Raw genomic sequence first — 22,719 nt, 5'->3', positions numbered from 1 at the left:
TGGTAGGTGGGCGGAACACCCGTGGTCAAGAGGGGGCCGGGAGGGAGGCGGAGAGGGCGGGGAACCCGCGCGAGATTCCGTCCACATGATGTCCGAACGATACCGGGCCCGGTGACAGCGCGCCCGGCGCGTGCTATATTTCACCATGAATCCCCGTGCCCGCGCCGCCCCCCCTGGCAACGGGGTGGCGCGGGGCAGGGGGCAACCAACCGCAGAAAACACGCAGGAGACAGCCATGAAACGCCGTATCCTTTCCGCCGTCATGCCGGTGCTGCTGCTGGCGGCCTCGGTGCTCGCGCTTTCCGGCCTTGGCGGCTGTGCCGTCTATTCCGTGCCGAAGGACGAACGCACCGTGGGCACCATGGTGGATGACAGCACCATCCGCACCACCATCAAGAGCGAACTCATGCAGCGCGACGCCTCGGACGGGTACGCCGTGAAGGTGTACAGCTACGACGGGCGCGTCTTCCTGGTGGGCGAGGTGCAGTCGTCGTTCCGCGACCCGGCCGTGAGCATCGCCCGCAAGGTCAAGGGCGTGCGCTCGGTGACCACCCACTGGTTCGACCCCGGCACCGGCAATACCGCCGACGACCTGGCCATTTCGACCAAGGTGCGCACTAACCTCATCGCCGAAAAGGCCCTGAGTTCCACCCAGATCGACCATGAAGTGTACGGCGGCCACGTGGTGCTGCTGGGCATGGTGCGCGCGCAGGCCGACGTGGACCGCGCCGTGGCCGTGGCCCGGGGCGTGGGCGGCGTGCGTTCGGTGAAGTCGTACCTGATTCCGTAGCCATCCCGCCGTGCCCGCGCGCGGGCCGTGCGCGGCCATGCGGGGACGGCCGAAACAGCGCCCGACATGGCGCAAGGAGACATCGATGCAGAAGTACAAGTGCCCCTGCGGCTATGTGTACGACCCCACCGAGGGCGACCCCGAGCACGGCGTGGGGCCGGACACCCCCTTCGCCGACCTGCCCGACGACTGGGTGTGCCCGTGGTGCGACGCGGAGAAGGAATACTTCGAACCCGTGCAGTAGTCGCGCGGGCCGTTTCCGCGACAGCAGATGACGACGCCCCCGGTGCGCCCCTGAGTCAGGGCGCGCCGGGGGTGTTTGATTGTGCGGAATGTTTTGTGATCAAGGATGGTTGGGTGTCGGAAAGCCTTCGATGGGTGCCGGTGGTGGCCCGGAACTGTGTTTCCACCGTGTCGTCACTACGGCAAGTTGCCGGTGGCTTTCCGCATTCCCGCCGCGCGCCCACGCGCGTTGACCTAGTCCTGCATCACGCTTTCGATGACCTCCAGCGCCGCGTCCACCAAGGCTTCCGTGGCCTGGGTGCCCATGTGCCCAAGGCGAAACACCTTGCCCGCCATGGGGCCGAAGCTGCCCGACACGATGAGCCCGCGTTCGCGCAGGCGGCGCTGCCATTCCGGCCAGTCGAAGCCTTCGGGAATCAGGGCCGCCGTCACCGTGGGCGAGTTCACCGCCCCATCCGCCGTCCACAGGTCCACGCCCAGCTTGGCGAGGCCCGCGCGGCAACGTTCGGCAACGTCCCGGTGCCGGTCGAAGCAGCCCTGCATGCCGCCCGCCTCGTTCAGGATGGCCAGCGCGCCCGCGTTGAGCGCGGCGGTGCCGTGCCAGTACGGGGTGTACGGGCAGCGGCCGTCCCGCTGCACGGTGCGGAACGGGGCGATGGCGTCGTAGCCCTGGTAGCCCACGGCCTCTATGACCTCCCACGCCGCCGGGCTGACGGACAGGAAGCTCATGGACGGCGGGGCGGAAAGGCACTTCTGCGAGCCGCCCAGCACCAGGTCCGCGTGCCAGGCGTCGGCGCGCACGGGCGCGCCGCCCACGCTGGCCACCGCATCCACGTAGAACAGCGGCACGCCGCAGGACTGCTTCAGCGCGCCAAGGCCGGTCAGCGGGTTCAGCGTGCCGGACGGGGTTTCGCAGTGTACGGCGGTGAGCATCTTGGGCCGGAAGCTGCGGATGGCGTCCTCGATGCCGGTGAGGTCGTCGATGGTTTCGTCGTAGGGCAGCGAGACCTTGAGCACCTCGCACCCGATGGACGCGGCCATGTCGCCGATGCCGTCGCCGAACACGCCGGTGCCCACGGACAGCACCCTGTCGCCGGGCACGAGGCAGCTTTTCAGCGCGGCCCACAGGGCCAGCATGCCCTCGCCGGTCATGAGCACCACGTCGTGTCGCGTGTCCATGAGCCGCGCGAGGTTGCGGCCCGTTTCCGCGTACAGTTTCAGGTAGTCCGGCTCGATCTGGCCGGAGCCGTAGTCGCGGGTCATGGCCGCCAGCACGGCGGGGTGCAGGGTGACCGGGCCGGGCACCATGGGGATGGGAGCGTACGGCTTGTGCGCCATGGGGTGACCTCCGGTGGTTGCCGGGCTGTGGGGTTTGTGCGCTCTGTGAGGAAGGGGGAGACTTTTTATACGCCTCCGGCGGGCAAGGGGCTATCGCCCCTTGCATCCCCATCAGTGTAGTCTCCATCTGATAGCAAAAATTCACCGTCCCATTCGGGGGGTGCAGGGGGCGATAGCCCCTTGCCCGCCGGAGGCGTACAGAAAAACTAACCCTTCGCCTTCATGCCATAGCCGCACGGCGGCTGCGTGTCGTGCGAACTACAGGTCCACCAACTCGACTTCGTCCGGGGCGATGGCCGTGCCCAGGAACAGCCCGCCGGTGCGGGCGAAGCGGGGCACGTCGTCGGTAGTCAGAAAGCGCGCCTCGCCGCATTCGTTGCCGCCCGGCCCCGTGCGGATGGGGCGCACCAGCCCGGCGGCCTGCAATTCCGCCTGCACGGCAAGGGCGGTGGTGGCGGCGGAATCGACGATGACCGGCTCCGGCCCGATGACGTTGCGGATGGCCCGCGCCAGCAGGGGAAAGTGGGTGCAGCCCAGCACAAGGCAGTCGGGCGTTTCCGGCGTGTCGCTGCCGGACGCGGGACTAAAGATGGGGTCCAGGTAGCGCGCGGCGATGTCTTCCACGATCCTGCCGTCCACCCAGCCTTCCTCGGCCAGCGGCACGAACAGCGGGCACGGCTGCCCGATGATCTGCGCGTCGGGCCGCATACTGTGGATGGCCTTGTGGTAGGCGCGGCCCCGGATGGTGGATTCCGTGGCGATGACCGCGATGCTGCCCCGGCGCGAGGCCCGGCAGGCCGCCTGCGCGCCCGGCTGCACCACGCCCACCACGGGCAGGCCAGGGTTGGCGGCGCGCAGGGCGTCCAGCGCCACGGAGGTGGCCGTGTTGCAGGCCACCACCAGCAGCTTGATGCGCCGCTGCACCAGCTTGGACGCGGCCTGCACGGCGTAACGGGTGATGGTTTCCGCGCTCTTGGTCCCGTAGGGCAGGCGGGCGGTGTCGCCCAGGTACAGGATGTCCTCGCAGGGCATGCGGGTGCGCAGGGCCTTCAGCACCGTCAGGCCGCCCACGCCGGAATCGAACATGCCGATGGGCAGGTGCGCGGCATCGGGGGCGGATGTGCCGGGCGTGAATCCGCCCGCGCCGTCATGGTCAGAGCCCGTGGCGGCGGTGCCGCACGCGGGGCCGTCTACTTGCATCGGTCCTCGTCCTCCAGAAGTTCGTAGCTGCTCACGGTCACCGGGGCGCGCAGGGTGTCCAGCACCCGTTCCAGCAGGATGCCCTCGCGGCTGGGCGAATTGTGCCCGAAGGTGGCGCGGATGCCCAGCGTGACGAAGTGCACGGCGCGGTCCATGGCGATGGGCAGGCTGTCGCCCTGCAACAGGCTGCCGGTGAGCACGCTGGCAAAGGTGTCGCCCGTGCCGGGATAGTGCGCGGGAATGTACTGGCAGTCCACCTTCCAGAACCGGTCGTGGGTGCTGTGGTAGGCCGCCACCGAACTGACGCCCGCATGCCCGGCCACCGGCACGCTGGTGATCACCGCCACGCGCGGACCCATGGCCGTCAGGCGGCGCAGCCAGTCCTTGAGGTCGGCGGTGGAGATGGATTCGCGGTAGGGCTCGTCCAGCAGCAGGGCGGCCTCGGTGAAATTGGGGGTGATGATGTCCGCCTTGCGCACCAGCCAGCGCATGCGCTGCACCATCTCCATGTCCATGGTGGGTTCCAGTTGGCCGTTGTCGCCCAGCACCGGGTCCACCACGGCAAGGCCGCCCTCCACCCGGCAGGTGTCGATGCATTGGGCCACGATGTCCACCTGTGCCGGAGACCCCAGAAAACCGCTGTACACCGCGTCGAATCGCAGCCCCAGGGCCTGCCAGTGGTCCAGGAACAGGCGCATCTGGCCGGTCAGGTCCAGAAAGCTGTAGTCCGTGAAGCCCGCCGTGTGGGTGGACAGCACCGCCGTGGGCATGGGGCAGACCTGCGCGCCCATGGCGGACAGCACGGGTATGGCCACGGTGAGCGAGGTGCGGCCGAAGCCGGAAAGATCGTGGATGGCCGCCACGCGCGGCACGGGATTGCGCATTGCAGGGCTCCTTGCGCGGAGTTCCGGATTGGCCGGGGACACCGGGCAGGGCGATGGATGCCCGCAATGGCCCGGCGGGCACACCATCACCACGGAGCGGGGCAAAAGGCAAGGGGGGCATCAGGCATAAGGAAAAGGAGGCACCCGGCAGGAGCCCCCTTGGCGCGAAGCGCCTGCCATGTTCCGAACGCTGTGCGCTGCGTTACCTGAAAAACTCCAGCACGTACTTCCCTGCCGTGAACAGCAGGATGCAGCACAACATCCACTTGATGAGCTTTGCGGAAACGTACTTCTGGCAGCGCGCGCCCAGGTACATGCCCGCCATGCCGCCAAGGCCCAGCAGCAGGCCCAGCATCCAGTCCGGGGCCACGGACATGTGCGGGTACAGCGGCGCGATGGCCATGTAGAAGGTGACGCCCGCCACCGAGGTGACGAAGGTGCCCATCAGGGCCGCGCCCGCCACGGTGTACACCGGCAGCCCGAAGAACGAGACGAAGAACGGCGCGATGATGGCCCCGCCGCCGATGCCGTACACCCCGCCCACGATGCCCACGACGAAGCTCAGGCTGAAGATGCCCACGGTGCGGAAGCTGTAGGTTTCGCCGTAGAAGCTGTACGAGATGCGCGACAGGCAGCACTCGTTCATGCACACGGCGGGCAGATCGTCGGGGTTCCTGCCTTCCGCCGCCGCCTTTTCGCGGTGGGCGCGCACCAGCGCGCGGAACTTTTCCTCCGCCGTGGCCTTGCCGTTGCCCGCCTTCTTCTTCGTCAGGTCGCGCACCATGCGCAGGGCGATGTAGGCCAGCACGCACGCGGCGAACAGCTTGAAGTCGCGCGCGTCGGGCAGCCAGGTCACCCGCACCAGAGCCCCTATCAGCACCCCCGGCAGCGTGCCGACGATCACCACCCACGTCAGCGGCCAGACCATGCGCCCTTCGCGGATGTAGCGGTACACCCCGCTGGGGATGGCCACCACGTTGTAGAACTGGTTGGTGGCGCTGACGGAGGGGTTCACGTAGCCCAGGAAGGACATCTGGAAGGGCAGCAGCAGGAACGCGCCGGACACGCCCCCCATGGACATGAAGAACGACACCACGAACGCCACCAGCGGCGGTATCCACGGTTCCGCGTGTATGCCTGCGACGGGGAAGTACATGGCGGCCTCCTGCGCGTGAGCGGCCGGGCGGGAAAGACCGGGGCGGATGCCGGACCGGCGGTGGCGGGCAGGATGCCCGGCCGGTTCCGGCGGTTCTTTGGCTAACACGTTTTTTATAATCTTCGTGTTAGTTGGAAAATAGCGCATGGCCGGGCGGATGTCACGGATTATTTTATTTTCATGCCTGTGCACGGAATGAATCACGGCTTTTATTTTCGCGCGGCAGCGCCTATATGATAAAAATTCCGACGACGGACGGGTTCGCGGCGTTCGCCGCCGTGTTCCGGGCCTGTGGCCGCAGGGCGCACGCCCGGCGACAGGCACGGCCCCGCCCGGCCCCACGCGCACGCAACCAACGGGACACCCATGCGACAGGACGACAGCCTCGAACGAATCTGGGAAGCGCTGGCCGAAAACGTGGCGGAACGCCGCCACAATCCGGCGGGCATGCTCTCCATACCCGACGACGTGAAGTATCTGGACACGGTGGAACTGGCCCGGCTGGAAGAGGCCTTCCGCCTGTGGGCCGCCCGTCCGGCGCGGGGCGACGTGCGCCGCTCGCGCCTGCGCATGCTGCTGGTGTTCCTGCTCATCCGCCACACCGGGGCGCGCCTGGGCGAAGTGCTGGCCCTGGCCCCGGCCCGCGACATCGACACGGCGCGCGGCGTGGCCCGCCTGGGCGAACCGGTGCGCGAGGTGCAACTGCCGCCCGATCTCGTCACCCAGTTGTCCGACCTGCTGGACGAGGCCGTGGCGGGCGAGGGCGAACGCCCCTTCGACGTGGACCAGGCCCACGTGCGTCGCAAGTTCTACGAGCGCGCCCACGAGTGCGACCTGGCCCCGGATCTCGCCAACCCCAGCGCCCTGCGCCGCTCGCGGGCCATCGAACTGCTGCGCTCGGGCCTGCCGCTGCCCGTGGTGCAGCGCTTGCTGGGCCATTCCACGGCCAGCCTGACGGCGGCGTACATCGACGTCTCGCACGAGGACATGCAGCGCATGGTGGGCCACGCGCTGGACCGCGAGCAGCGCCGCCGCACCAGCGCGCGCAACGCCTTCTACGGGCGCATCGCGGCGGTGGTGCGCGGCGACGTGCAGTCGGTGGTTTCGGTGCAAACGCCGTCGGGCATCCGGGTGGCCTCGGTCATCACCAACGACAGCCTGGACAACCTGGGCCTGCGCCCCGGCGTGTTCGCCGCGGCGGAGGTGAAGGCTCCGTGGGTGGTGCTGACCGTGGGCAGCGAGGCCCCCACCTCCACGGCGGGCAACGTGTACCCGGCCACCATCGTCAAGGTGCTGATGGGCGCGGCCACGGCGGAAGCGGTGGCGCGCCTTGCGGACGGCACCGAGATCTGCTCCGTGCTCACGGCGGACCGGGTGCGTGCGCTGGACTTGGCCGTGGGCACTCCGGTGTGGGTGCTGATCAACGTGTTTTCCGTCATCCTGAACGTAAGCTGACGGGGCGGCCCGCCCTGCGTCGTTCCGGGCGGCGCGCTCCGGCAATGTGCCTCCACGACGCGCGTCGGCGGTCCGGCACGGCGTTGCGTGCGTGGCCCGCCGCCGTCGGCCTGCTCCCGATCCCCCACGTCCCACGCCCCTTTCACCCCGCCTTTCGCCCCCACCTTCCCCCTGCCGGGGCCGGACCGTGCGCCAGTGCGGCGCTCTCGACTTTTGCCCGCCGCTCCGGTATGTGGCGCGGACACACCATGCCGCCTGAGCGCGCAGGCAGTTTTCGCCGGCGTGCCCGCCGCGCGCATTTCCGTCGCATTTCCGTCGCACAACAGGCCGCACTCTCAAGGAGGCCGCCATGCCATGCCGTACGCTCTTCCTCCGGTCCGTGGACGACGGGGAGGAACTGCAGGCCCTGCTCGCGGGGCGTGACAACCCCGGCGACACCGTGGAACCCGCCGTCCGCGAGATTCTGGATACCGTCCGCGCCGGGGGCGACGCGGCCCTGGCCGACTACACCCGCCGTTTCGACTGTCCCGGCTTCGACGCCGCGCGCATCCGCGTGGGCGACGACGAAATCGCCGCCGCCCTCGAAGAGGTCGGCCCCGGCGACCGGGCCATCATCGCCGAAGCCGCCGCCAACATCCGCGTCTTTCACGAGGCGCAGAAGGAACGGTCGTGGTTCGCCACCCGGCCGGACGGCTCCGTGCTGGGCCAGATGGTCACCCCCGTGGACCGCGCCGGGCTGTACGTGCCCGGCGGGCAGGGCGGCAACACCCCGCTCATTTCCAGCCTGCTGATGAACGCCATTCCCGCGCAGGTGGCCGGGGTGCCGGAAATCGCCGTCATCTCGCCGCCCCGCGAGGACGGCACGCTGAACCCGTACATCCTCGCCGCCGCGCACCACCTGGGCATCACCGAGGTGCACCGCGCGGGCAGCGCCTGGGCCATCGCCGCCCTGGCCTTCGGCACTGAAACCGTGCGGCCCGTGGACGTCATCGCCGGGCCGGGCAACATCTGGGTGACCACGGCCAAGCGGCTGCTCATCGGCCGGGTGGGCATCGACATGATCGCCGGACCCAGCGAAATCCTGATCCTGGCCGACCACACCGCCCGCGCCGACTGGGTGGCCGCCGACATGCTGTCCCAGGCCGAGCACGACCCGCTGGCCTCGTCCATCTGCGTCACCGATTCGCCCGCGCTGGTGGACGCCCTGAAGCTGGAACTGGCCGCCCAGTGCGACACGCTGCCCCGCGCCGACATCGCCCGCAAGGCGCTGGCCGACTGGGGCGCCATCGTGGTGGTGCCGGACATGGACACCGGCGTCGCCATCACCAACAGGATCGCGCCGGAGCATCTTGAAGTGCTGACCAGGGACCCGTGGGCGCTGCTGGGCTCCATCCGCCATGCCGGGGCCGTGTTCCTGGGCGGCTGGTCGCCGGAGCCGGTGGGCGACTACTTCGCCGGGCCCAACCACGTGCTGCCCACCATGGGCACGGCGCGCTTCTCGTCCGCCCTTTCGGTGCAGACCTTCTGCAAGCGCACCAGTGTCATTTCGGCCACCGCCGCGTTCACGCGCGGGCATGCCGCCTCCATCGCGCGGCTGGCCCGGCTGGAAGGGCTGGAGGCGCACGCCCGCTCGGCGGAATCCCGCAACAGGTAGCGGCGGGCCGGGGAGCGTGGCCGCCTGGTCGCATGGCCTGTCTGGCCGCACGTTGTACCGGCCGCGCATCTTGTACGGCCCGCCCGACCCGCGTTATCGTATCCGAAGGCCCGGCGGTTCCGGCCCGCCCCCGCGCGGGCGGGCCTGCCTGCACCGGCAAGCCGTGACGCCGCCAGGCATCGCGCAGCATCGCACCGCAACCGCAAGACAAGGGAAGACAAGGGAAGCTACATGCAGGTCGTCACGCAAACCGACATCAAGGAATACCCGCTGCTCTCGCGGGGCAAAGTCCGCGACATCTACGAGATCGACGCGCAGACCCTGCTCATCGTCACCACCGACCGCATGTCGGCCTTCGACGTGATCATGGGCGAGCCCATCCCCTACAAGGGCGTGATCCTGAACAGCATTACCCTGTTCTGGATGCAGCGCTTCGCCGGGCTGGTGAAGAACCACCTCGTCGAGCACGACGTGAACCGCTTTCCCGCGCCGCTCGCCCCCTACCGCGACATGTTGGAGGGCCGCGCCGTCATCGTGCGCAAGGCCAGGCCCCTGCCGGTGGAATGCATCGTGCGCGGGCACATCACCGGGTCCGGCTGGAAGGACTACCAGGCCACCGGCGCGGTGTGCGGCCACAAGCTGCCCGCCGGGCTGCCGGAATCCGCCAAGCTGGAAACCCCGCTGTTCACCCCCTCGACCAAGGCGGAACAGGGCGCGCACGACGAGAACATCAGCATCGAGGAAGCTGCCAGGCTGCTCGGCGCGGACCTGGCCGCCAGGGTGCAGGAACTTGCCATCGCGATCTTTTCGCAGGGGCGCGAATACGCGGAAGGGCGCGGCATCATCATCGCCGATACCAAGTTCGAGTTCGGGCTGGTGGATGGCGAGGTGATCCTGATCGACGAGGTGCTCACCCCCGATTCGTCGCGCTTCTGGCCCGCCGAAGGGTATGCGCCCGGCAAGGGTCAGCCCAGCTTCGACAAGCAGTACCTGCGCGACTGGCTGGCCTCGCAGCCGTGGGACAAGACGCCGCCGCCCCCGGCCCTGCCGGAGCACGTCATTGCCGAAACCGGCAGGAAGTACCGCGAGGCGTACGAGATTTTGACCGGAGCCAAGCTGGCCGTCTAATTTTCGCAGATTCCTGTCGGCGCGCGGCGTCCTTGAGGGAAGAACGCCGCGCCGCCGCAAGCCGGGGCGCCGCGCCGCGCGCCGCATCCCCGTTTTCCGCCATCTACCCAGAACAACAGGGAGAACCGCATGCTGCTCGCAGGAAAGAAGGCACTGATCTTCGGCGTGGCCAACAACAAGAGCATCGCCTACGGCATTTCCAGGGAATTCAAGAACCACGGCGCCCAGCTGGCCTTCAGCTACGTGGGCGAGGCCATCCAGAAGCGCGTGGAGCCCATCTGCGAGGAACTGGGCGGCGACTTCACCTTCCCCTGCGACGTCACCGACGACGCGCAGATGGCCGCCGCCGCCGAAATGGTGCGCGAGAAGTGGGGCGCCGTGGACGTCATCGTCCACTCCGTGGCCTTTGCCCACCGCGACGACCTGCACGGCCGCTTCATCGACACCACCCGCGACGGCTTCAAGCTGGCGCTGGACGTTTCCGCCTACTCGCTGGTGGCGCTGTGCAAGGCCTTCGAGCCGTTGCTGCACCCCGGCTCCTCGGTGCTGACCATGACCTACTACGGCGCGCAGAAGGTCATCACCAACTACAACGTCATGGGCGTGGCCAAGGCCGCGCTGGAAGCCTCGGTCCGCTACCTGGCCGTGGACCTGGGCGCCAAGGGCGTGCGCATCAACGGCCTGAGCGCCGGGCCCATCAAGACCCTGGCCGCCTCGGGCATCTCGGGCTTCAAGCAGATCCTGGACCACATCGAGGAACATTCGCCCCTGCGCCGCAACGTGACCACCGAGGACGTGGGCCGCGCGGCGGTGTACCTGGCCTCGGACCTGTCGTCCGCCATGACGGGCGAGGTGATGTTCGTGGATTCCGGCTACAATGTCATGGGCATCTAGGCAGGGACTGCCCACACTGCGCCCTTTCGCCCTCCGGCCATCGAGAGCAAAGCGTCAGGCTCGTTCCGTGCGAGAGTCGAGTATGGAAGCGCGTTGCGGCGGCATCCGTAGTGCTCGCGCGGGGCGCTCGCATACGGATGCCGCACTCCCCTCGCCCGGAACTCGCCTTCCTTGCCGGAGAACGAAATCCCCGCAGTGTGAACAGTCCCTTCAGTGCCGCCACGGTTTCGGCTTTTTCGCAAGGGCTCACTCGAAAGGGTGGGCCTTTTGTGTTTGTGGAAGAGGGATGGCCCGGCGTGTCGGCCCCACGGTGTTCCCACACCGTTGCCGTCCGGAGGGCGTGGGCGTAGGAGTACAGAAGCGCCGGAGATGGGCGGGCATGCCGCGCCCGCTCCGGCAGCCGTACGCAAGGAGCAGTTTCCCATGTGGGAGATTTTGATATTGGTGGCCGTTCTGGTGGTGTGGATGGTGGTTGCGGGGCGGTTTCTGCCCTCGGGCGGCGGGTGCTGAGGCCCGCCGCGGGCGCGCCGGGAGCGTGCCGGGACGGAAGAGGACGCGGGGCGCCGTACGGGGCATGACGAGGAAAGGAAGTAGGCTGGCAGGGCCGGTCTGCGGGCTGCCCGGCATGGTGCGCCGTGCGTGGCGCCTCTGGTGCGGATGATGCGGAAACTGTCTGCATTTCGCGCGGATGGCGGCTGCGGGGCCGTTTGCGGCAGGATTGCGCGCCCCCCGCACTTTTCGCTTGCCATGCTGCCCCGGCGTCTGCTAGACACTGCCTTCTCGCACGGAGAGGTGTCCGAGATGGCCTAAGGAGCACGATTGGAAATCGTGTGTACCCTAACCCGGTACCGGGAGTTCGAATCTCCCCCTCTCCGCCAGTTTTCGCTTGATCACAGATCGGGAGCCGGACGGCGGCAACGCCGCCAACCCCGTCAGGTCCGAAAGGAAGCAGCGGTAACGGTTGTGGCCGGGTGTCCGGCTCCCTGAAGGCACAAGGCAGCTTGTGCCTTCATCTGTTATGTGCCCGTGTCCATACCGCACGTGCGCATCGGCGGACTCCTGCAATACCTGCGAAGCAGGGATTCCGTGCGCTGGCAAGGAAAACCCGTTCGTCGCAAGGGTGTATGCGGCAGCCGTTTGCGAGTCTTCGAGCTTTACGGCTGGCGACCGCAACGCGCTCTTTATGTATTCACCCGATGTGGCGGAAGGCGTTTGACGCAGCCAGCGTGCGGAAGACCAATTCGCAGATACCAGGACGGGGCGCCCCTATGGGGAAGTCTCGGCATACCACCGCCACCTCCAAACAAGACGGCCAGCGCAATCGGGAGCGCTGGCCGTCTCGTTTTTCCGGGCTGAAATGGCGGGATTCACTCCCCAAACCTCCCCGCGCCGTGCCCCATGCGGTTCACGTTGGCGGCCTCGCGGCTGGGCAGGGTGTACAGGCGCACCTTGTGGCTGCGGGGGAATTCCCGTTTCAGCAGGGTCTTCAGCAGACGGCGCACATCGTCGGCGGGAAGGCCGGTCCATTGCTCCTCGTGGAATCCCGCCTCAAACACGTCGTAGCTGTCCGGCCCGGTGCGCACGATGGCCACGGAGCGGTTGCGCTTGTAGGTGCGCAGGTCCAGGCAGTGGCCCGTTTCCAGCCGGGGCAGCCGTTCGCACACCGCGGCGATGAGGGTGGTCTTGTCCAGCATGGGCCGGGTCAGTCCTTCATGGTCTCGTCGATGGCCCCTTCCAGCGAGAGCAGCCAGCGTTTCATGGGCAGGCCGGACGCGCCGAAGCCGTGCAGCCGGATGTTCCGGCCCGATCCGCCCAGCACCCGGTGGCAGGGAATGACCAGCGGCCACGGGTTGCGCGCCATGATCTGCCCCACGCCGCGCGCCGCTCCGGGGCGGCCCGCCAGCGCGGCCAGCCCGGCATAGGTGGTGAACTGTCCGTGCGGCACCTTGTCGCGCAGGGCCATGAGCACGTCGCGGGTGAACGGGGTCAGGCCGTCCATCAGGAAGGGCAGGTCGGGCCAGCGCACCGGCTTTCCGGCCACGTAGGCTTCAAGGGCGGCCTGCACGGCGCGGCCATGGACGGTGACGGGGCCTGCGGGCAAGCCGGGCCAGGAGTCCGGGCGCGGGTTGCTCCACCCGTCGCGCGCGGCGGGTGCGGAGGTCAGCGCGGGCGCGTCCCAGCTCATGGTGATCTCGCGCAAGCGGTCGCCACGCCAGTGCAGGATCAGCGAGAGCGGTCCGGCCACGAGGCGTTCGCGCACCTCGTCGAACAGCGATTCGTCAAGGAAGTCGGCCGCAGCGAGGCGGCGGCGGGGAGTGGTGGAATGTCGTGACATGTGGCCTCCGCGAGGTCGCTCCGGATAGTATGGTGTTGCGTGGCGCTGCCGCTCCGTTACGGATGGCGCGCTTGTCGTGCACGACAAGATATGGTCATGCAAACCGGGGGCAACGCGCGGCAGACGCCTGCCCGTCCGCGTCAACAAATGCGCCGTCACCCCTCCACGGGCCGCAGGTGCGGAAACGCCGCGCACGCCGCCGCGTATTCTCCCTCCCACGCGCGGGCCTGTTCCGTGTCGCGCAGGCGCGGCGCGGCCCCCGGCAGGCGGTGGGGCGGCACGGCGAACCATGCGGGAGGGGCGGGAGGGCCGGAAGGGGCGGGCCGGGTGTCGCGCCCGTCTTGCGCGTCCGTCGTGTTTGGCGCGTCCGGGGCTTCCCCCGCCACATCCTTCCCCTGCCAGGTGTCCCGCTCGGCCAGCAGTTCGTGGATGCGCGCCGTGGTGGCCCGCTTGTCCCCGGCCCAGTCCGGGGCCAGCAGTTCGCCTCCCGCCGGGTCGCCGGTCAGGCGCTGGACGACGATCTCCGGCCGCAGCCGGGGCAGGGCGCGGGCCATGAGGTCCGCGTACTCCTCGCGTTCCAGCGGGGTATACTCCCCGGCCCGCCACTGCCGCGCCAGCGCGGTGTGCTCGCACACGTACACCCCGTGGAACTTCACCCCGTGCACCGGCAGCCGGTTCACCCAATCCACCGTGGCCAGGAAATCCCGTGCGTTCTCGCCCGGCAGCCCGGCCATGAGGTGTGCGCACACGCGCAGCCCCCGCGCGGCGGCCGCGCGCACCGCCCGCTCGGACGCGGCCGCGTCGTGCCCCCGGTTGATGCGGGCCAGGGTGGCGTCGTGGGCCGACTGCAAGCCCAGTTCCAGCCAGACTTCGGGAAGGGGAAGTGCGGCCACCAGGTCCAGCCGTTCATCGTCCACACAGTCGGGCCGGGTGCCCACGGCCGCGCCTACGATGCCCGGCAGTGCAGGCAACGCGCCGAGAACACGGCGCAATTTGTCGATTGGCCCATATGTGTTGGAAAACGACTGCAAATAGGCTATGAACAGTCCGGCGTTGCGCGTGCGGGCGTAACGCCCCGTCCAGACCGTCCACTGTTCTTCCAGCGTCAGTCCATCTTCGCCAAGCCCGGAACCGGAACCGCGCGGGTTGCAGAACACGCAGCCCCCGCGCGACAATGTTCCGTCGCGGTTGGGGCAGGAGAAGCCGGCGTCGAGCGGCACCTTCTGGACGCGCGCGCCGAAGCGCAACCGCAAATACGTCGCCAGCAGGTGCAGCCGGGCCGTGGTGTTTTCCATTGACAATGGCTGTCCTTTTGGAAGAATGCCCTGTTTCCAACGTTGATACGCATTCCCCCTCAGAGAGGCAAGTAAGATAACATGGCAAAGATACTGGATTTCGTCCTTGGAATGTTTTCCAACGACCTGGCCATAGACCTGGGTACGGCCAATACCTGCGTCTACGTCAAGGGCCAGGGCATCGTGCTGCGCGAACCCTCGGTGGTGGCGGTGAAAAAGGATACGCGCGGCAACAACGTGGTGCTGGCCGTGGGCCACGACGCCAAGCGCATGCTGGGCCGCACCCCCGGAAACATCCAGGCCATCCGGCCCATGAAGGACGGCGTCATCGCCGACTTCGAGATCACCGAGGCCATGCTGCGCCACTTCATCTCCAAGGTGCACAATTCCCGCCGCCTGGTGCGGCCGCGCATCATGATCTGCGTGCCCACCGGCATCACCCAGGTGGAAAAACGCGCGGTGAAGGAATCGGCCCAGAGCGCGGGCGCGCGAGAGGTGTACCTGATCGAGGAGCCCATGGCCGCGGCCATCGGGGCCAACCTGCCCATCCAGGAACCCACCTCGAACATGGTGGTGGACATCGGCGGCGGCACCACCGAAGTGGCCGTCATCTCGCTGTCGGGCATCGTCTACTCGCGCTCGGTGCGCGTGGGCGGCGACAAGATGGACGAGGCGATCATGACCCACGTCAAGCGCAAGTACAACATGCTCATCGGCGAATCGTCGGCCGAAGAGATCAAGATCAAGATAGCCTCGGCCTATCCCATGGACCCCGAGCAGCAGCTTGAGGTGAAGGGCCGCGACCTCGTCACCGGCATTCCGCAGAACATCATCATCACCTCCGAAGAGGTGCGCAAGGCCATTTCCGAGCAGGTCGAGAGCATCGTCCAGGCGGTGCGCATCGCGCTTGAACAGACCCCGCCGGAACTGGCGGCCGACATCGTGGACCGGGGCATCGTGCTCACGGGCGGCGGCGGCCTTCTCAAGGGGCTCGACCAGCTGCTGCGCGAAGAAACCTCGCTGCCCATCACCGTGGTGGACGATCCGCTCTCCACCGTGGTCATCGGCACCGGCAAGGCGCTGGACAATCTGCACATCCTGAAGGAGGTGTGCATAGATTAACGCCTCGCTCAAGCGCATCATCCTGCTTCTGGTACTGGCGCTGTTCCTGTACCTCGGCCTGTATACCTGGAACCAGAGAACCGGCGTGCTCGACAGGCTGGCGGAACACGCCGGTCTCGAATTCGTGGGCGCCATCCTGAAGCCGGGCGTGTGGGCGAGGGACCAGGTCGTTTCGTCGTGGAACAACTACCTCGACCTGGTCGGGGTGCGCGAGGAAAACGAGGCGCTGCACGAGCAGGTGCGCACTCTTTCGCAACAGGTGCAGGTTGCCTCCGAAGAGCGGGCCGAACTGGCCCGCCTGCGCGCGTTGCTGGAACTGGAACCCCCCGAAGGCTGGCGGCCCCTTGGCGCGCGCGTGGTGGCCAACCGGCTTGGCCCGCAGGCCGCGCTGGAATCGGCCATCATCAGCCGGGGCTACTATTCCGGCGCGGGGCCGGGCACGCCCGTGGTCACCCACGAGGGCGTGGTGGGCCGCGTGTACCGCGCGGGCCCCTACACGGCCACCGTGCTGCTGCTGACCGACCCGGGCAGCCGCATGGCCGTGCTCAGCGCCGCCAACCGCACCGCGGGCATCCTGGTGGGCACCGGCCCGCGCGGCCTGCTGGAGATGAAGTACGTGCCCCAGAACGCCCGCATCGAGGTGGGCGAACTGGTGCTGACCTCCGGCCTGGAGGGCGCCTTCCCCAAGGGGGTACCGGTGGCCCGGGTGGAAAGCGTGTCCCAGTCCGACCTTTCGCTGTTCCAGACCGTGTACGCCAGCCCCCTGGCCGACCTGGAAGCCCTGGAAGAGGTGTTGCTGCTGGAGCGCCCCCCCGTGCAGCCCGGCGCGCGCACCTTGCCCCTGCCCGCGGTCAACGCCACCCAGGGCGTGGGGCCGGGCACCGGCCACGGTCCGGGCCAGGGCAACGGCACGGCGGGGCACGCCGGCCAGCGCGCGCAGCCGGTGCAGTCCAACCAGCCCGCGCCGCGCGCGCCGCGTCCGCAACCCGCGCAGCAGACCCAGCAGCCGCAGCAGGCGCCGCAGCCTGCCCAGGCTCCCCGGCAATAGGCGGCATCCGCCCGGCCAGCGCCGCGTCGCGGGGCCGGACATGCACCCTGGCGCGCCATCGGCGCGCGACGCGCACGCAACCCAGGCCCGTTCACCCCAACGCCGCCCACTCCAACCAGCCCAACCCAGTCCGGTCCTGCCCGGTCCCGTCCGGTCCCGTTGGGGCGCAACCACCAAGCCATGCCGGAACGTCCATGAATTTCAGCAATCTCGTCTGGTGGGCCTGCTTCATCGTCGCGGGGGTGTGGCTCCAGCAGGGGCTGCCCGGCGTCGACGTGCTGGTGGCCGGCCTGCTGGTGTCGTTGCAGGAGCGGCGCCACTACCAGACCTTCTGGCTGCTGCTGGTGCTGCTGCTGGTGCAGGAGGGGGCGGGCACGCTGGCCTTCGGCTCCACGGTCCTGTGGTACGGCGGGCTGGTGGTCTTCTTCAACGTGGGGCGCTGGCTGTTCGAGGCGGAAAATCTGGCCTTCGTGGTGCTGCTCAGCCTTGGCCTTGGCGCGTGCCACTTCCTGTTCACCCTGATGATGGCCTCGCTACAGCAGTTGGACATCCCGCAGGACAGGCTGTTCCTGGAAAGCGTGTGGCAGGCCTGCGTCGTTCCCCCGGCCTGGTGGCTGACCCATATCGTGCGCCGGAGATGCATGGGCGATGCGTATACAGTTTGAGCCGGAAGGCTTCCAGCCGCCCCGCGCGGGCCTGATACTGCTTCAGTGCATCGTCGCGGGGCTGTTCTTCCTGTTCGTGGTGCGCTTCTGGTACCTGCAGATCCACCGGGGCGAGGAGTTCGCCCGCATGGCGCGCGAGAACCGGCTGCGCCAGGAACGCATCTACGCCTCGCGCGGGCTGCTGCGCGACCGCGACGGCCGCCTGCTGGCCGAGAACCGCCCCGCCTTCGGCCTTGCCCTGGTGCGCGAAGACTGCCGCGACATCCCCTCCACCCTGGCCCAGGTCAGCGAGTGGACGGGCATCCCCCTCGAACAGCTCACCGCCAAGTTCAACCAGGACCGCCAGCGGGTGAAGCCCTTCGAACACCTGTTGCTCATTTCCGACATGCCCTTCGACCTGCTGGCGCGCATCGAGAACCGCGTGTTGCAGTGGCCGGGCCTCGAGATCGTCACCCGGTCCAAGCGCAATTACCCGCAGGGCGAGCTGATGGCCCACATCCTGGGGTACGTGGCCGAAGCCAACGAAAAGGAACTGGAGGACGACAAGGACCTGAACCTTGGCGACTTCGTGGGCAAGCAGGGGCTGGAACTGGTGCTGGAACGCCGCCTGCGCGGCCAGAAGGGCCTGCACCAGCTGGAAGTGGACGTGCTGGGCCGCCAGTTGAACAAGAAGCTGGTGCAGGAACCGGTGAGCGGCGAGAACATCGACCTCGCCATCGACCTCGGGTTGCAGCAGGTGGCCTGGGAGGCGTTGGAGGACGAGACCGGCTGCGTGGTGGCCATGGACCCCGACACCGGCAAGCTGCTGGCCCTGGTGACCAAGCCTTCGTTCGACAACAACGCCTTTGCCGCCGGGCTTTCGCTGAAGGAATGGACGGCCCTGCGCGACAACCCCCGCCACCCTTTGCAGAACCGCGTCATCCAGAGCGTGTACCCGCCCGGTTCGGTGTGGAAGCTGATGATGGCGGGCATGCTGCTGAACGAGGGCGTGAACCCCGCCGACTCGGTGTGGTGCACGGGCGAGGTGGCCCTGGGCAAGCAGGTGTTCCGCTGCTGGAAGAAGGGCGGCCACGGCCGCGTGGACATGATGCGCTCGCTCATCGAGTCGTGCGACGTGTACTACTACCAGATGAGCGACCGTTTCGGCATCGACAAGATCGAGGCCTTCGCCAAGGCCTGCGGCTTCGGCTCGCCCACGGGCATCGACCTGCCGCACGAAAAGTCGGGCCTGGTGCCCTCCAAGGCCTGGAAGCGCCGCCGCTTCGGCGAGCCGTGGCACCGGGGCGAAACGCTGAACGTCTCCATCGGCCAGGGTTTCACCCTGGTCACGCCCGTGCAGGTGGCGGCCTTCGTTTCCGCCCTGATGAACGGCGGCAAGCTGCTGAAGCCCAGCCTGCTGGCCGACGAGGACCCCACGGTGCGGGCCTCGCTGCCGTTCACCGCCGCGGGCCGCAAGATGATTCTCGACGGCATGCGCCTGACCGTCAACGACGACCGGGGCACCGCCAAGGTGCTGCGCCGGTCCGACGCCGTCATGGGCGGCAAGACCGGCACGGCCCAGGTCACCAAGCTGAAGATGGTGGGCGAGCAGCGCGTGCGCACCGAAGACCTGGCCTACGAGCACCGCGACCACGCCTGGATCGCCACCTGGGGCGAGAAGGCGGGCAGGCGGCTGGTGGTGGTGGTCATGGTGGAACACGGCGGCCACGGCGGCTCCGACGCGGGGCCCGTGGCGCGCCGGGTGTACGACAGGTTCTTCGGCCCGCCGCCGGGCGCCGCGCCGCTGGCGCCCGCCGGACAGGCCACTCCGGCCGCCCCGGCAACTCCGGGCGTGGCCGCCCCCGGCCAGACCGCGCAGCCCGTGCAGCCCATGCAGCAGGTTCAGCCCGGCCCGGCCACCCGTCCCGCCGCCCCGGCCGTGCCGCCCGCCCGCCCCGGTCAGGCGGCGGGCGCGCAGGAACAGCAGGACCGGCCGGATCGACAGGACCGGCCAGACCGGCAGGAAGAAGGGCTGCGTACCGTGCCCACGGGCCGTTCGGCGCGGCCCGCCGGACGTGACCGCGCGGCGGGCAGGGGGGCCGAGTCCACCGAGGTCGAGGACGCGCGCGAGGGCCAGCACCGCTACGACCCCGACACCTTCGACCCCGACGCGGACTCGCCGGACGGGCGGGGCGGCGACGACGGCGTGGTGCCGCCGCTGCGCCGCTTCCAGAACGTGGCCCCGGAGGACGGACAATGAGCCCCATCGACCGACGACTGATCACCCACATGAACTGGGGCCTGCTGGGCTTCACCGCGCTGCTGTTCCTGGCCGGGGTGGCCAACCTGTATTCGGCCAGCGGCATGCGCATGGAAGACGGCATCGTGGTCTCCACGTTCTACCAGAAGCAGCTGCTGTGGGGGCTGATGGGGCTTGGCGGCATGGTCTTCTTCATGCTGTTCGACTACCGGCACATGAAAAGCCTGGCCCTGCCGCTGTTCATCGTCACCATGATCCTGCTGGCCGCCATCCCGGTGTTCGGCAAGGTGGTGTACGGCGCGCGGCGCTGGCTGCCGCTGGGGTTCATGAACCTGCAACCCAGCGAGGTGGCCAAGATCGCCATCCTGATCATGGGGGCGCGCTTCCTGTCGCGCAGCCGCGAGCCGCTGGGCTGGAAGGGGCTGTTCGAGGTGCTGGCGCTGGGCGCCCTGCCCGCCGGGTTCATCGTCATGCAGCCGGACCTCGGCACCACGCTGCTGCTGATGATGCTGCTGGGCGGCATCACCCTGTTCCACGGGGTGAGGCCGGGCGTGCTGAAGACCTGCCTGGTGGTGGTGCCCTCCATGCTGCCGCTGGCCTGGTTCCGCCTGCACGACTACCAGAAGCAGCGCATCATGACCTTCCTCGACCCCGGCAACGACCCGCTGGGGGCGGGCTACCACATCATCCAGTCGCAGATCGCCATCGGGTCCGGGCAGCTGTGGGGCAAGGGCTTTCTGGGCGGCACCCAGAGCCAGCTGCGCTTCCTGCCGGAAAAGCACACCGACTTCGCGCTGGCCGTGTTCGGCGAGGAATGGGGCTTCATCGGCTGCGTGCTGCTGGTGGTGATGTTCTGCCTGTTCCTGCTCAGCATCTTCAACACCGCCCGCGACGCCAAGGACCGCTTCGGCAGCTACCTGACGGTGGGGGTGTTCTTCTATTTCTTCTGGCAGATACTGATCAACATGGGCATGGTCATGGGGCTGATGCCGGTGGTGGGGGTGCCCCTGCCGTTCATCAGCTACGGGGGCAGCGCGACCCTGGTCAATTTCTGCCTGATTGGGCTCGTGCTCAATGTCTCCATGCGGCGGTTCATGTTCAAGACGTCGTGATCACTGAAAATACAAGGCTGCAAAGCGTTGCACTTTCGCTCACAAAGGAGGCGACACACATGGCAAGGGACGAGATAAACGCCTTCCTCGGCGCGGGCACCGTGTACCAGGGCCAGCTGAGTTTCCAGGGGGCGGTGCGCATAGACGGCAACTTCGTGGGCGAGGTGCATTCAGAGGGCACGCTCATCGTGGGCAAGGACGCCAACGTGGAAGGGCAGGTGCGCGTGGGACAGCTGATCCTGTCCGGCCGCGTCACCGGCGAGGTGGCGGCCCAGCGCAAGGTCATCCTGCACCGCACCGGCAACCTGAACGGCAACCTGTCCACCCCCGTGCTGGTCATGGAGGAGGGCGCCGTCATCGAGGGCCGCATCACCATGCAGCCCGCCGAAAAGACGGAGTAACGCCGCCCCTTCACATGCCCTTCCAGGCCGCCTTCGGGCGGCTTTTTCATTTGTATCGCAATGACGGCGGGTTGGCTTCCAGAAGACTGTTTGCAAAGGAAAAAAGACTTTGACACCCGGGTTGTAATCAGCTAAATCCAACCCGACTTTGAGCTTAAATTCACAACCTCACCAAGGGAGCAGGCATGATCGATCTGAACATCACCTTCTTCTTCCAGTTGGTGAACTTCCTTGTGACGCTGGTTGTCCTGAATGCCATCCTCATCCGGCCGGTGCGGGATATCATCAGACAGCGGCGTGACAAGATGTCCGGTCTTCTCGGCGAATCGGAGCAGTTCGCCGGGCAGGCCGACGCCAAGCTGAAGAACTACGAGGCCACCCTTGTCAAGGCCCGCGCCGAAGCCACGGCCGAGCGTGACAAGGCCCGCGCCGAGGGCGTGGCCCGGGAGCAGGTGATCCTGGCCGATGCCGGCAGGCAGGCCCAGGACTACCTGGAAAAGTCCCGGCAGGAGGTGGCCGCCCAGGTGAAGACCGCCATGGACACCCTGAAGGGGCAGGTCGACGCGCTGGCCGCCAAGGCTACCGCCAAGGTGCTGGGCTAGTCACCCCGTCAGTGCGCAACAGCAAGGAGGGATCGGCGTTGAAAGGGCTGAAACACAGTGCAGGGGCGCTCGGACTGGTGCTTGTCACCGCCGGCGTGGCGCTGGCCTCCGAGGGCGGGGGCGAGCACCAGGCCGACTGGGGCAACTTCGCCTTCCGTGTCGCCAACTTCGTCATCTTCATCGGCATCATCTACTGGGCCGCGGGCAAGAAGATTGTGGGCTTCTTCTCCGGCCGCAGGAAGGGCATCGAGCAGGAACTGAACGACCTTGAAAGCCGCAAGGCCGAGGCCGCCAGGAACCTGGCCGAGGTCGAGCGCCGCATCGCCAACCTGGAGCAGGAACGGCAGGGCATCCTGGCCGAATATCGCGCCCAGGGCGAAGCCATGCAGGCCGCCATCATCGAGAAGGCGGAAAAGACCGCCTCCCAGATCACCGAGCAGGCCGCGCGCACGGCCGAGAACGAGATCAAGCAGGCCATGGAGACCATGCGCGCCGAGATGGCCGACCAGATCATCGCCGCCGCCGAAAAGATGCTTCAGGAAAAGCTCACTGGTGAGGAGCACGAGAAGCTCATCGACAAATACTTAACGAAGGTGGTGCTCAATTGACCGGCAACATCGTAGCTCGCAGATACGCCCGCGCGCTCTTTGCGCTGGGCGCGAAATCGGGCGTCGGTGAGCTCGAGAAGCTCGGCAGCGACCTTGCCGCGCTTGCCGGGGCTCTCGACAAGGCACCCGAACTTGGCCGCATCTTCCGCAATCCCATCATCACCGCCGATGAGAAGCGGAACGTGATCCTGAAACTGGTCGAGAAGTACGGCGTCAGCGCCACCGTCCGCAATTTCTGTCTGCTGCTGGCGGACAAGGGGCGTCTCGACTGCCTTTCCGACATACAGGCCTTCTACGGCGTTCTCCTCGACGCCGAAAAGGGCGTCATCCGCGGCGAGCTGATGACGGCCGTTGAACTTGCGGAAGCAAAGCGCGCACAGGTCAAGGCGGCTCTTGAACAGCAGGCCGGACGCAAGCTGGAACTCACCTTCAGCGTGAACAAGGACATCCTTGGCGGCGTCGTGCTGAAGGTCGGCGACCGGGTGCTGGATGCCAGTCTGCGCGCGCAGTTAGGTATCCTCAAAGACAACATCAAGAGGGGTGAGTAGGG

21 protein-coding genes, 1 tRNA gene, 1 other RNA gene and 1 pseudogene are annotated in these 22,719 nt (G+C 68.0%); 17 read left to right on the top strand and 7 right to left on the bottom strand.

Going from position 1 to position 22,719, the window contains the following annotated elements:
- The first annotated feature begins 235 nt into the window (after window positions 1-235).
- Both V6B97_RS02775 and V6B97_RS02770 read left to right on the top strand, forming a co-directional pair.
- Window positions 236-790, top strand: a complete 555-nt coding sequence (locus V6B97_RS02775) for a BON domain-containing protein (protein WP_333504953.1) — start codon at window positions 236-238, stop codon at window positions 788-790.
- 85 nt (window positions 791-875) lie between these two features.
- Window positions 876-1,034, top strand: coding sequence for a rubredoxin (locus V6B97_RS02770; RefSeq protein ID WP_333504952.1), 159 nt, complete (start codon window positions 876-878; stop codon window positions 1,032-1,034).
- A 233-nt stretch (window positions 1,035-1,267) separates the two neighbouring features.
- Here the strand turns inward: V6B97_RS02770 and V6B97_RS02765 are convergent, their stop codons facing one another.
- The 4 genes from V6B97_RS02765 to V6B97_RS02750 all read right to left on the bottom strand — a co-directional run bounded on the left by V6B97_RS02765 (window position 1,268) and on the right by V6B97_RS02750 (window position 5,611).
- Window positions 1,268-2,371 carry a pyridoxal-phosphate-dependent aminotransferase family protein gene (locus tag V6B97_RS02765; RefSeq protein WP_333504951.1) on the bottom strand — a complete coding sequence of 368 codons (1,104 nt, stop codon included), beginning with the start codon at window positions 2,369-2,371 and terminating at the stop codon, window positions 1,268-1,270.
- Between the two features lie 258 nt (window positions 2,372-2,629).
- A complete protein-coding gene (gene murI / locus V6B97_RS02760; protein WP_333504950.1) occupies window positions 2,630-3,571 on the bottom strand; it encodes a glutamate racemase in 942 nt (313 codons plus the stop codon).
- Entirely contained in the window at window positions 3,562-4,455 is an 894-nt protein-coding gene (locus tag V6B97_RS02755) for a pyridoxamine kinase (protein WP_333504949.1), read from the bottom strand. The genes murI and V6B97_RS02755 overlap by 10 nt, the downstream gene beginning before the upstream one ends.
- A gap of 202 nt (window positions 4,456-4,657) precedes the next feature.
- Window positions 4,658-5,611 (bottom strand): sulfite exporter TauE/SafE family protein, encoded by a 954-nt coding sequence (locus V6B97_RS02750; RefSeq protein WP_333504948.1) that lies wholly within the window; start codon window positions 5,609-5,611, stop codon window positions 4,658-4,660.
- Window positions 5,612-5,977: 366 nt separating this feature from the next.
- Between V6B97_RS02750 and V6B97_RS02745 the strand changes: the two genes are divergently transcribed.
- The 6 genes from V6B97_RS02745 (at window position 5,978) to ffs (ending at window position 11,733) form a co-directional block, all read left to right on the top strand.
- Window positions 5,978-7,066, top strand: a complete 1,089-nt coding sequence (locus V6B97_RS02745) for a TOBE domain-containing protein (protein WP_333504947.1) — start codon at window positions 5,978-5,980, stop codon at window positions 7,064-7,066.
- Window positions 7,067-7,415: 349 nt separating this feature from the next.
- The gene (hisD, locus tag V6B97_RS02740; RefSeq protein WP_333504946.1) at window positions 7,416-8,720 is read left to right on the top strand and encodes a histidinol dehydrogenase; all 1,305 of its coding nucleotides are present in this window, start codon (window positions 7,416-7,418) and stop codon (window positions 8,718-8,720) included.
- Window positions 8,721-8,951: 231 nt separating this feature from the next.
- Window positions 8,952-9,848 (top strand): phosphoribosylaminoimidazolesuccinocarboxamide synthase, encoded by an 897-nt coding sequence (locus V6B97_RS02735; protein WP_333504945.1) that lies wholly within the window; start codon window positions 8,952-8,954, stop codon window positions 9,846-9,848.
- A 129-nt stretch (window positions 9,849-9,977) separates the two neighbouring features.
- Complete coding sequence (locus V6B97_RS02730; protein ID WP_333504944.1) at window positions 9,978-10,742, top strand: enoyl-ACP reductase FabI; 765 nt, start codon at window positions 9,978-9,980, stop codon at window positions 10,740-10,742.
- Between the two features lie 786 nt (window positions 10,743-11,528).
- Window positions 11,529-11,620, top strand: a tRNA-Ser gene (locus V6B97_RS02725).
- 17 nt (window positions 11,621-11,637) lie between these two features.
- Window positions 11,638-11,733: signal recognition particle sRNA small type (ffs, locus tag V6B97_RS02720), an RNA gene on the top strand.
- A 376-nt stretch (window positions 11,734-12,109) separates the two neighbouring features.
- Here the strand turns inward: ffs and V6B97_RS02715 are convergent.
- From V6B97_RS02715 to V6B97_RS02705, 3 genes are all read right to left on the bottom strand, one after another.
- A complete protein-coding gene (locus V6B97_RS02715) occupies window positions 12,110-12,436 on the bottom strand; it encodes a hypothetical protein (RefSeq protein WP_333504943.1) in 327 nt (108 codons plus the stop codon).
- A gap of 8 nt (window positions 12,437-12,444) precedes the next feature.
- Window positions 12,445-13,077 (bottom strand): methylated-DNA--[protein]-cysteine S-methyltransferase, encoded by a 633-nt coding sequence (locus V6B97_RS02710; protein ID WP_333504942.1) that lies wholly within the window; start codon window positions 13,075-13,077, stop codon window positions 12,445-12,447.
- A 155-nt stretch (window positions 13,078-13,232) separates the two neighbouring features.
- Complete coding sequence (locus V6B97_RS02705; protein WP_333504941.1) at window positions 13,233-14,372, bottom strand: TIGR01212 family radical SAM protein; 1,140 nt, start codon at window positions 14,370-14,372, stop codon at window positions 13,233-13,235.
- A gap of 81 nt (window positions 14,373-14,453) precedes the next feature.
- On the opposite strand from V6B97_RS02705, the gene V6B97_RS02700 reads away from it, so the two are divergent.
- The 9 genes and pseudogenes from V6B97_RS02700 to atpH all read left to right on the top strand — a co-directional run bounded on the left by V6B97_RS02700 (window position 14,454) and on the right by atpH (window position 22,717).
- Window positions 14,454-15,494, top strand: coding sequence for a rod shape-determining protein (locus V6B97_RS02700; protein ID WP_007527040.1), 1,041 nt, complete (start codon window positions 14,454-14,456; stop codon window positions 15,492-15,494).
- Window positions 15,490-16,542, top strand: a complete 1,053-nt coding sequence (gene mreC / locus V6B97_RS02695; RefSeq protein WP_333504976.1) for a rod shape-determining protein MreC — start codon at window positions 15,490-15,492, stop codon at window positions 16,540-16,542. The genes V6B97_RS02700 and mreC overlap by 5 nt, the downstream gene beginning before the upstream one ends.
- Window positions 16,543-16,736: 194 nt before the next feature.
- Window positions 16,737-17,207, top strand: coding sequence for a hypothetical protein (locus V6B97_RS02690; RefSeq protein WP_333504940.1), 471 nt, complete (start codon window positions 16,737-16,739; stop codon window positions 17,205-17,207).
- Window positions 17,191-18,969, top strand: a pseudogene (gene mrdA / locus V6B97_RS02685) (penicillin-binding protein 2); the annotation flags it as partial. The gene V6B97_RS02690 and the pseudogene mrdA, both read left to right, overlap by 17 nt.
- Before the next feature lie 473 nt (window positions 18,970-19,442).
- Window positions 19,443-20,558 (top strand): rod shape-determining protein RodA, encoded by a 1,116-nt coding sequence (gene rodA, locus V6B97_RS02680; protein WP_333504939.1) that lies wholly within the window; start codon window positions 19,443-19,445, stop codon window positions 20,556-20,558.
- A gap of 59 nt (window positions 20,559-20,617) precedes the next feature.
- Window positions 20,618-20,959 (top strand): bactofilin family protein, encoded by a 342-nt coding sequence (locus tag V6B97_RS02675; RefSeq protein WP_015946447.1) that lies wholly within the window; start codon window positions 20,618-20,620, stop codon window positions 20,957-20,959.
- Between the two features lie 185 nt (window positions 20,960-21,144).
- Window positions 21,145-21,561, top strand: coding sequence for an ATP synthase F0 subunit B (locus V6B97_RS02670; protein WP_333504938.1), 417 nt, complete (start codon window positions 21,145-21,147; stop codon window positions 21,559-21,561).
- A gap of 38 nt (window positions 21,562-21,599) precedes the next feature.
- Window positions 21,600-22,169: an ATP synthase F0 subunit B gene (locus V6B97_RS02665; RefSeq protein ID WP_333504937.1), complete on the top strand. Its 570-nt coding sequence runs from the start codon at window positions 21,600-21,602 to the stop codon at window positions 22,167-22,169.
- A complete protein-coding gene (atpH, locus tag V6B97_RS02660; protein ID WP_035068451.1) occupies window positions 22,166-22,717 on the top strand; it encodes an ATP synthase F1 subunit delta in 552 nt (183 codons plus the stop codon). Before V6B97_RS02665 ends, atpH begins: the two co-directional genes overlap by 4 nt.
- The last annotated feature ends 2 nt before the right edge of the window (window positions 22,718-22,719 follow it).

This window comes from Nitratidesulfovibrio sp. 1201_IL3209, assembly GCF_036763125.1.
Classification (GTDB): Bacteria; Desulfobacterota; Desulfovibrionia; order Desulfovibrionales; family Desulfovibrionaceae; genus Cupidesulfovibrio.
Note: the sequence above shows the minus strand (reverse complement) of the source record. Positions and strands in the feature narration are given on the sequence as shown.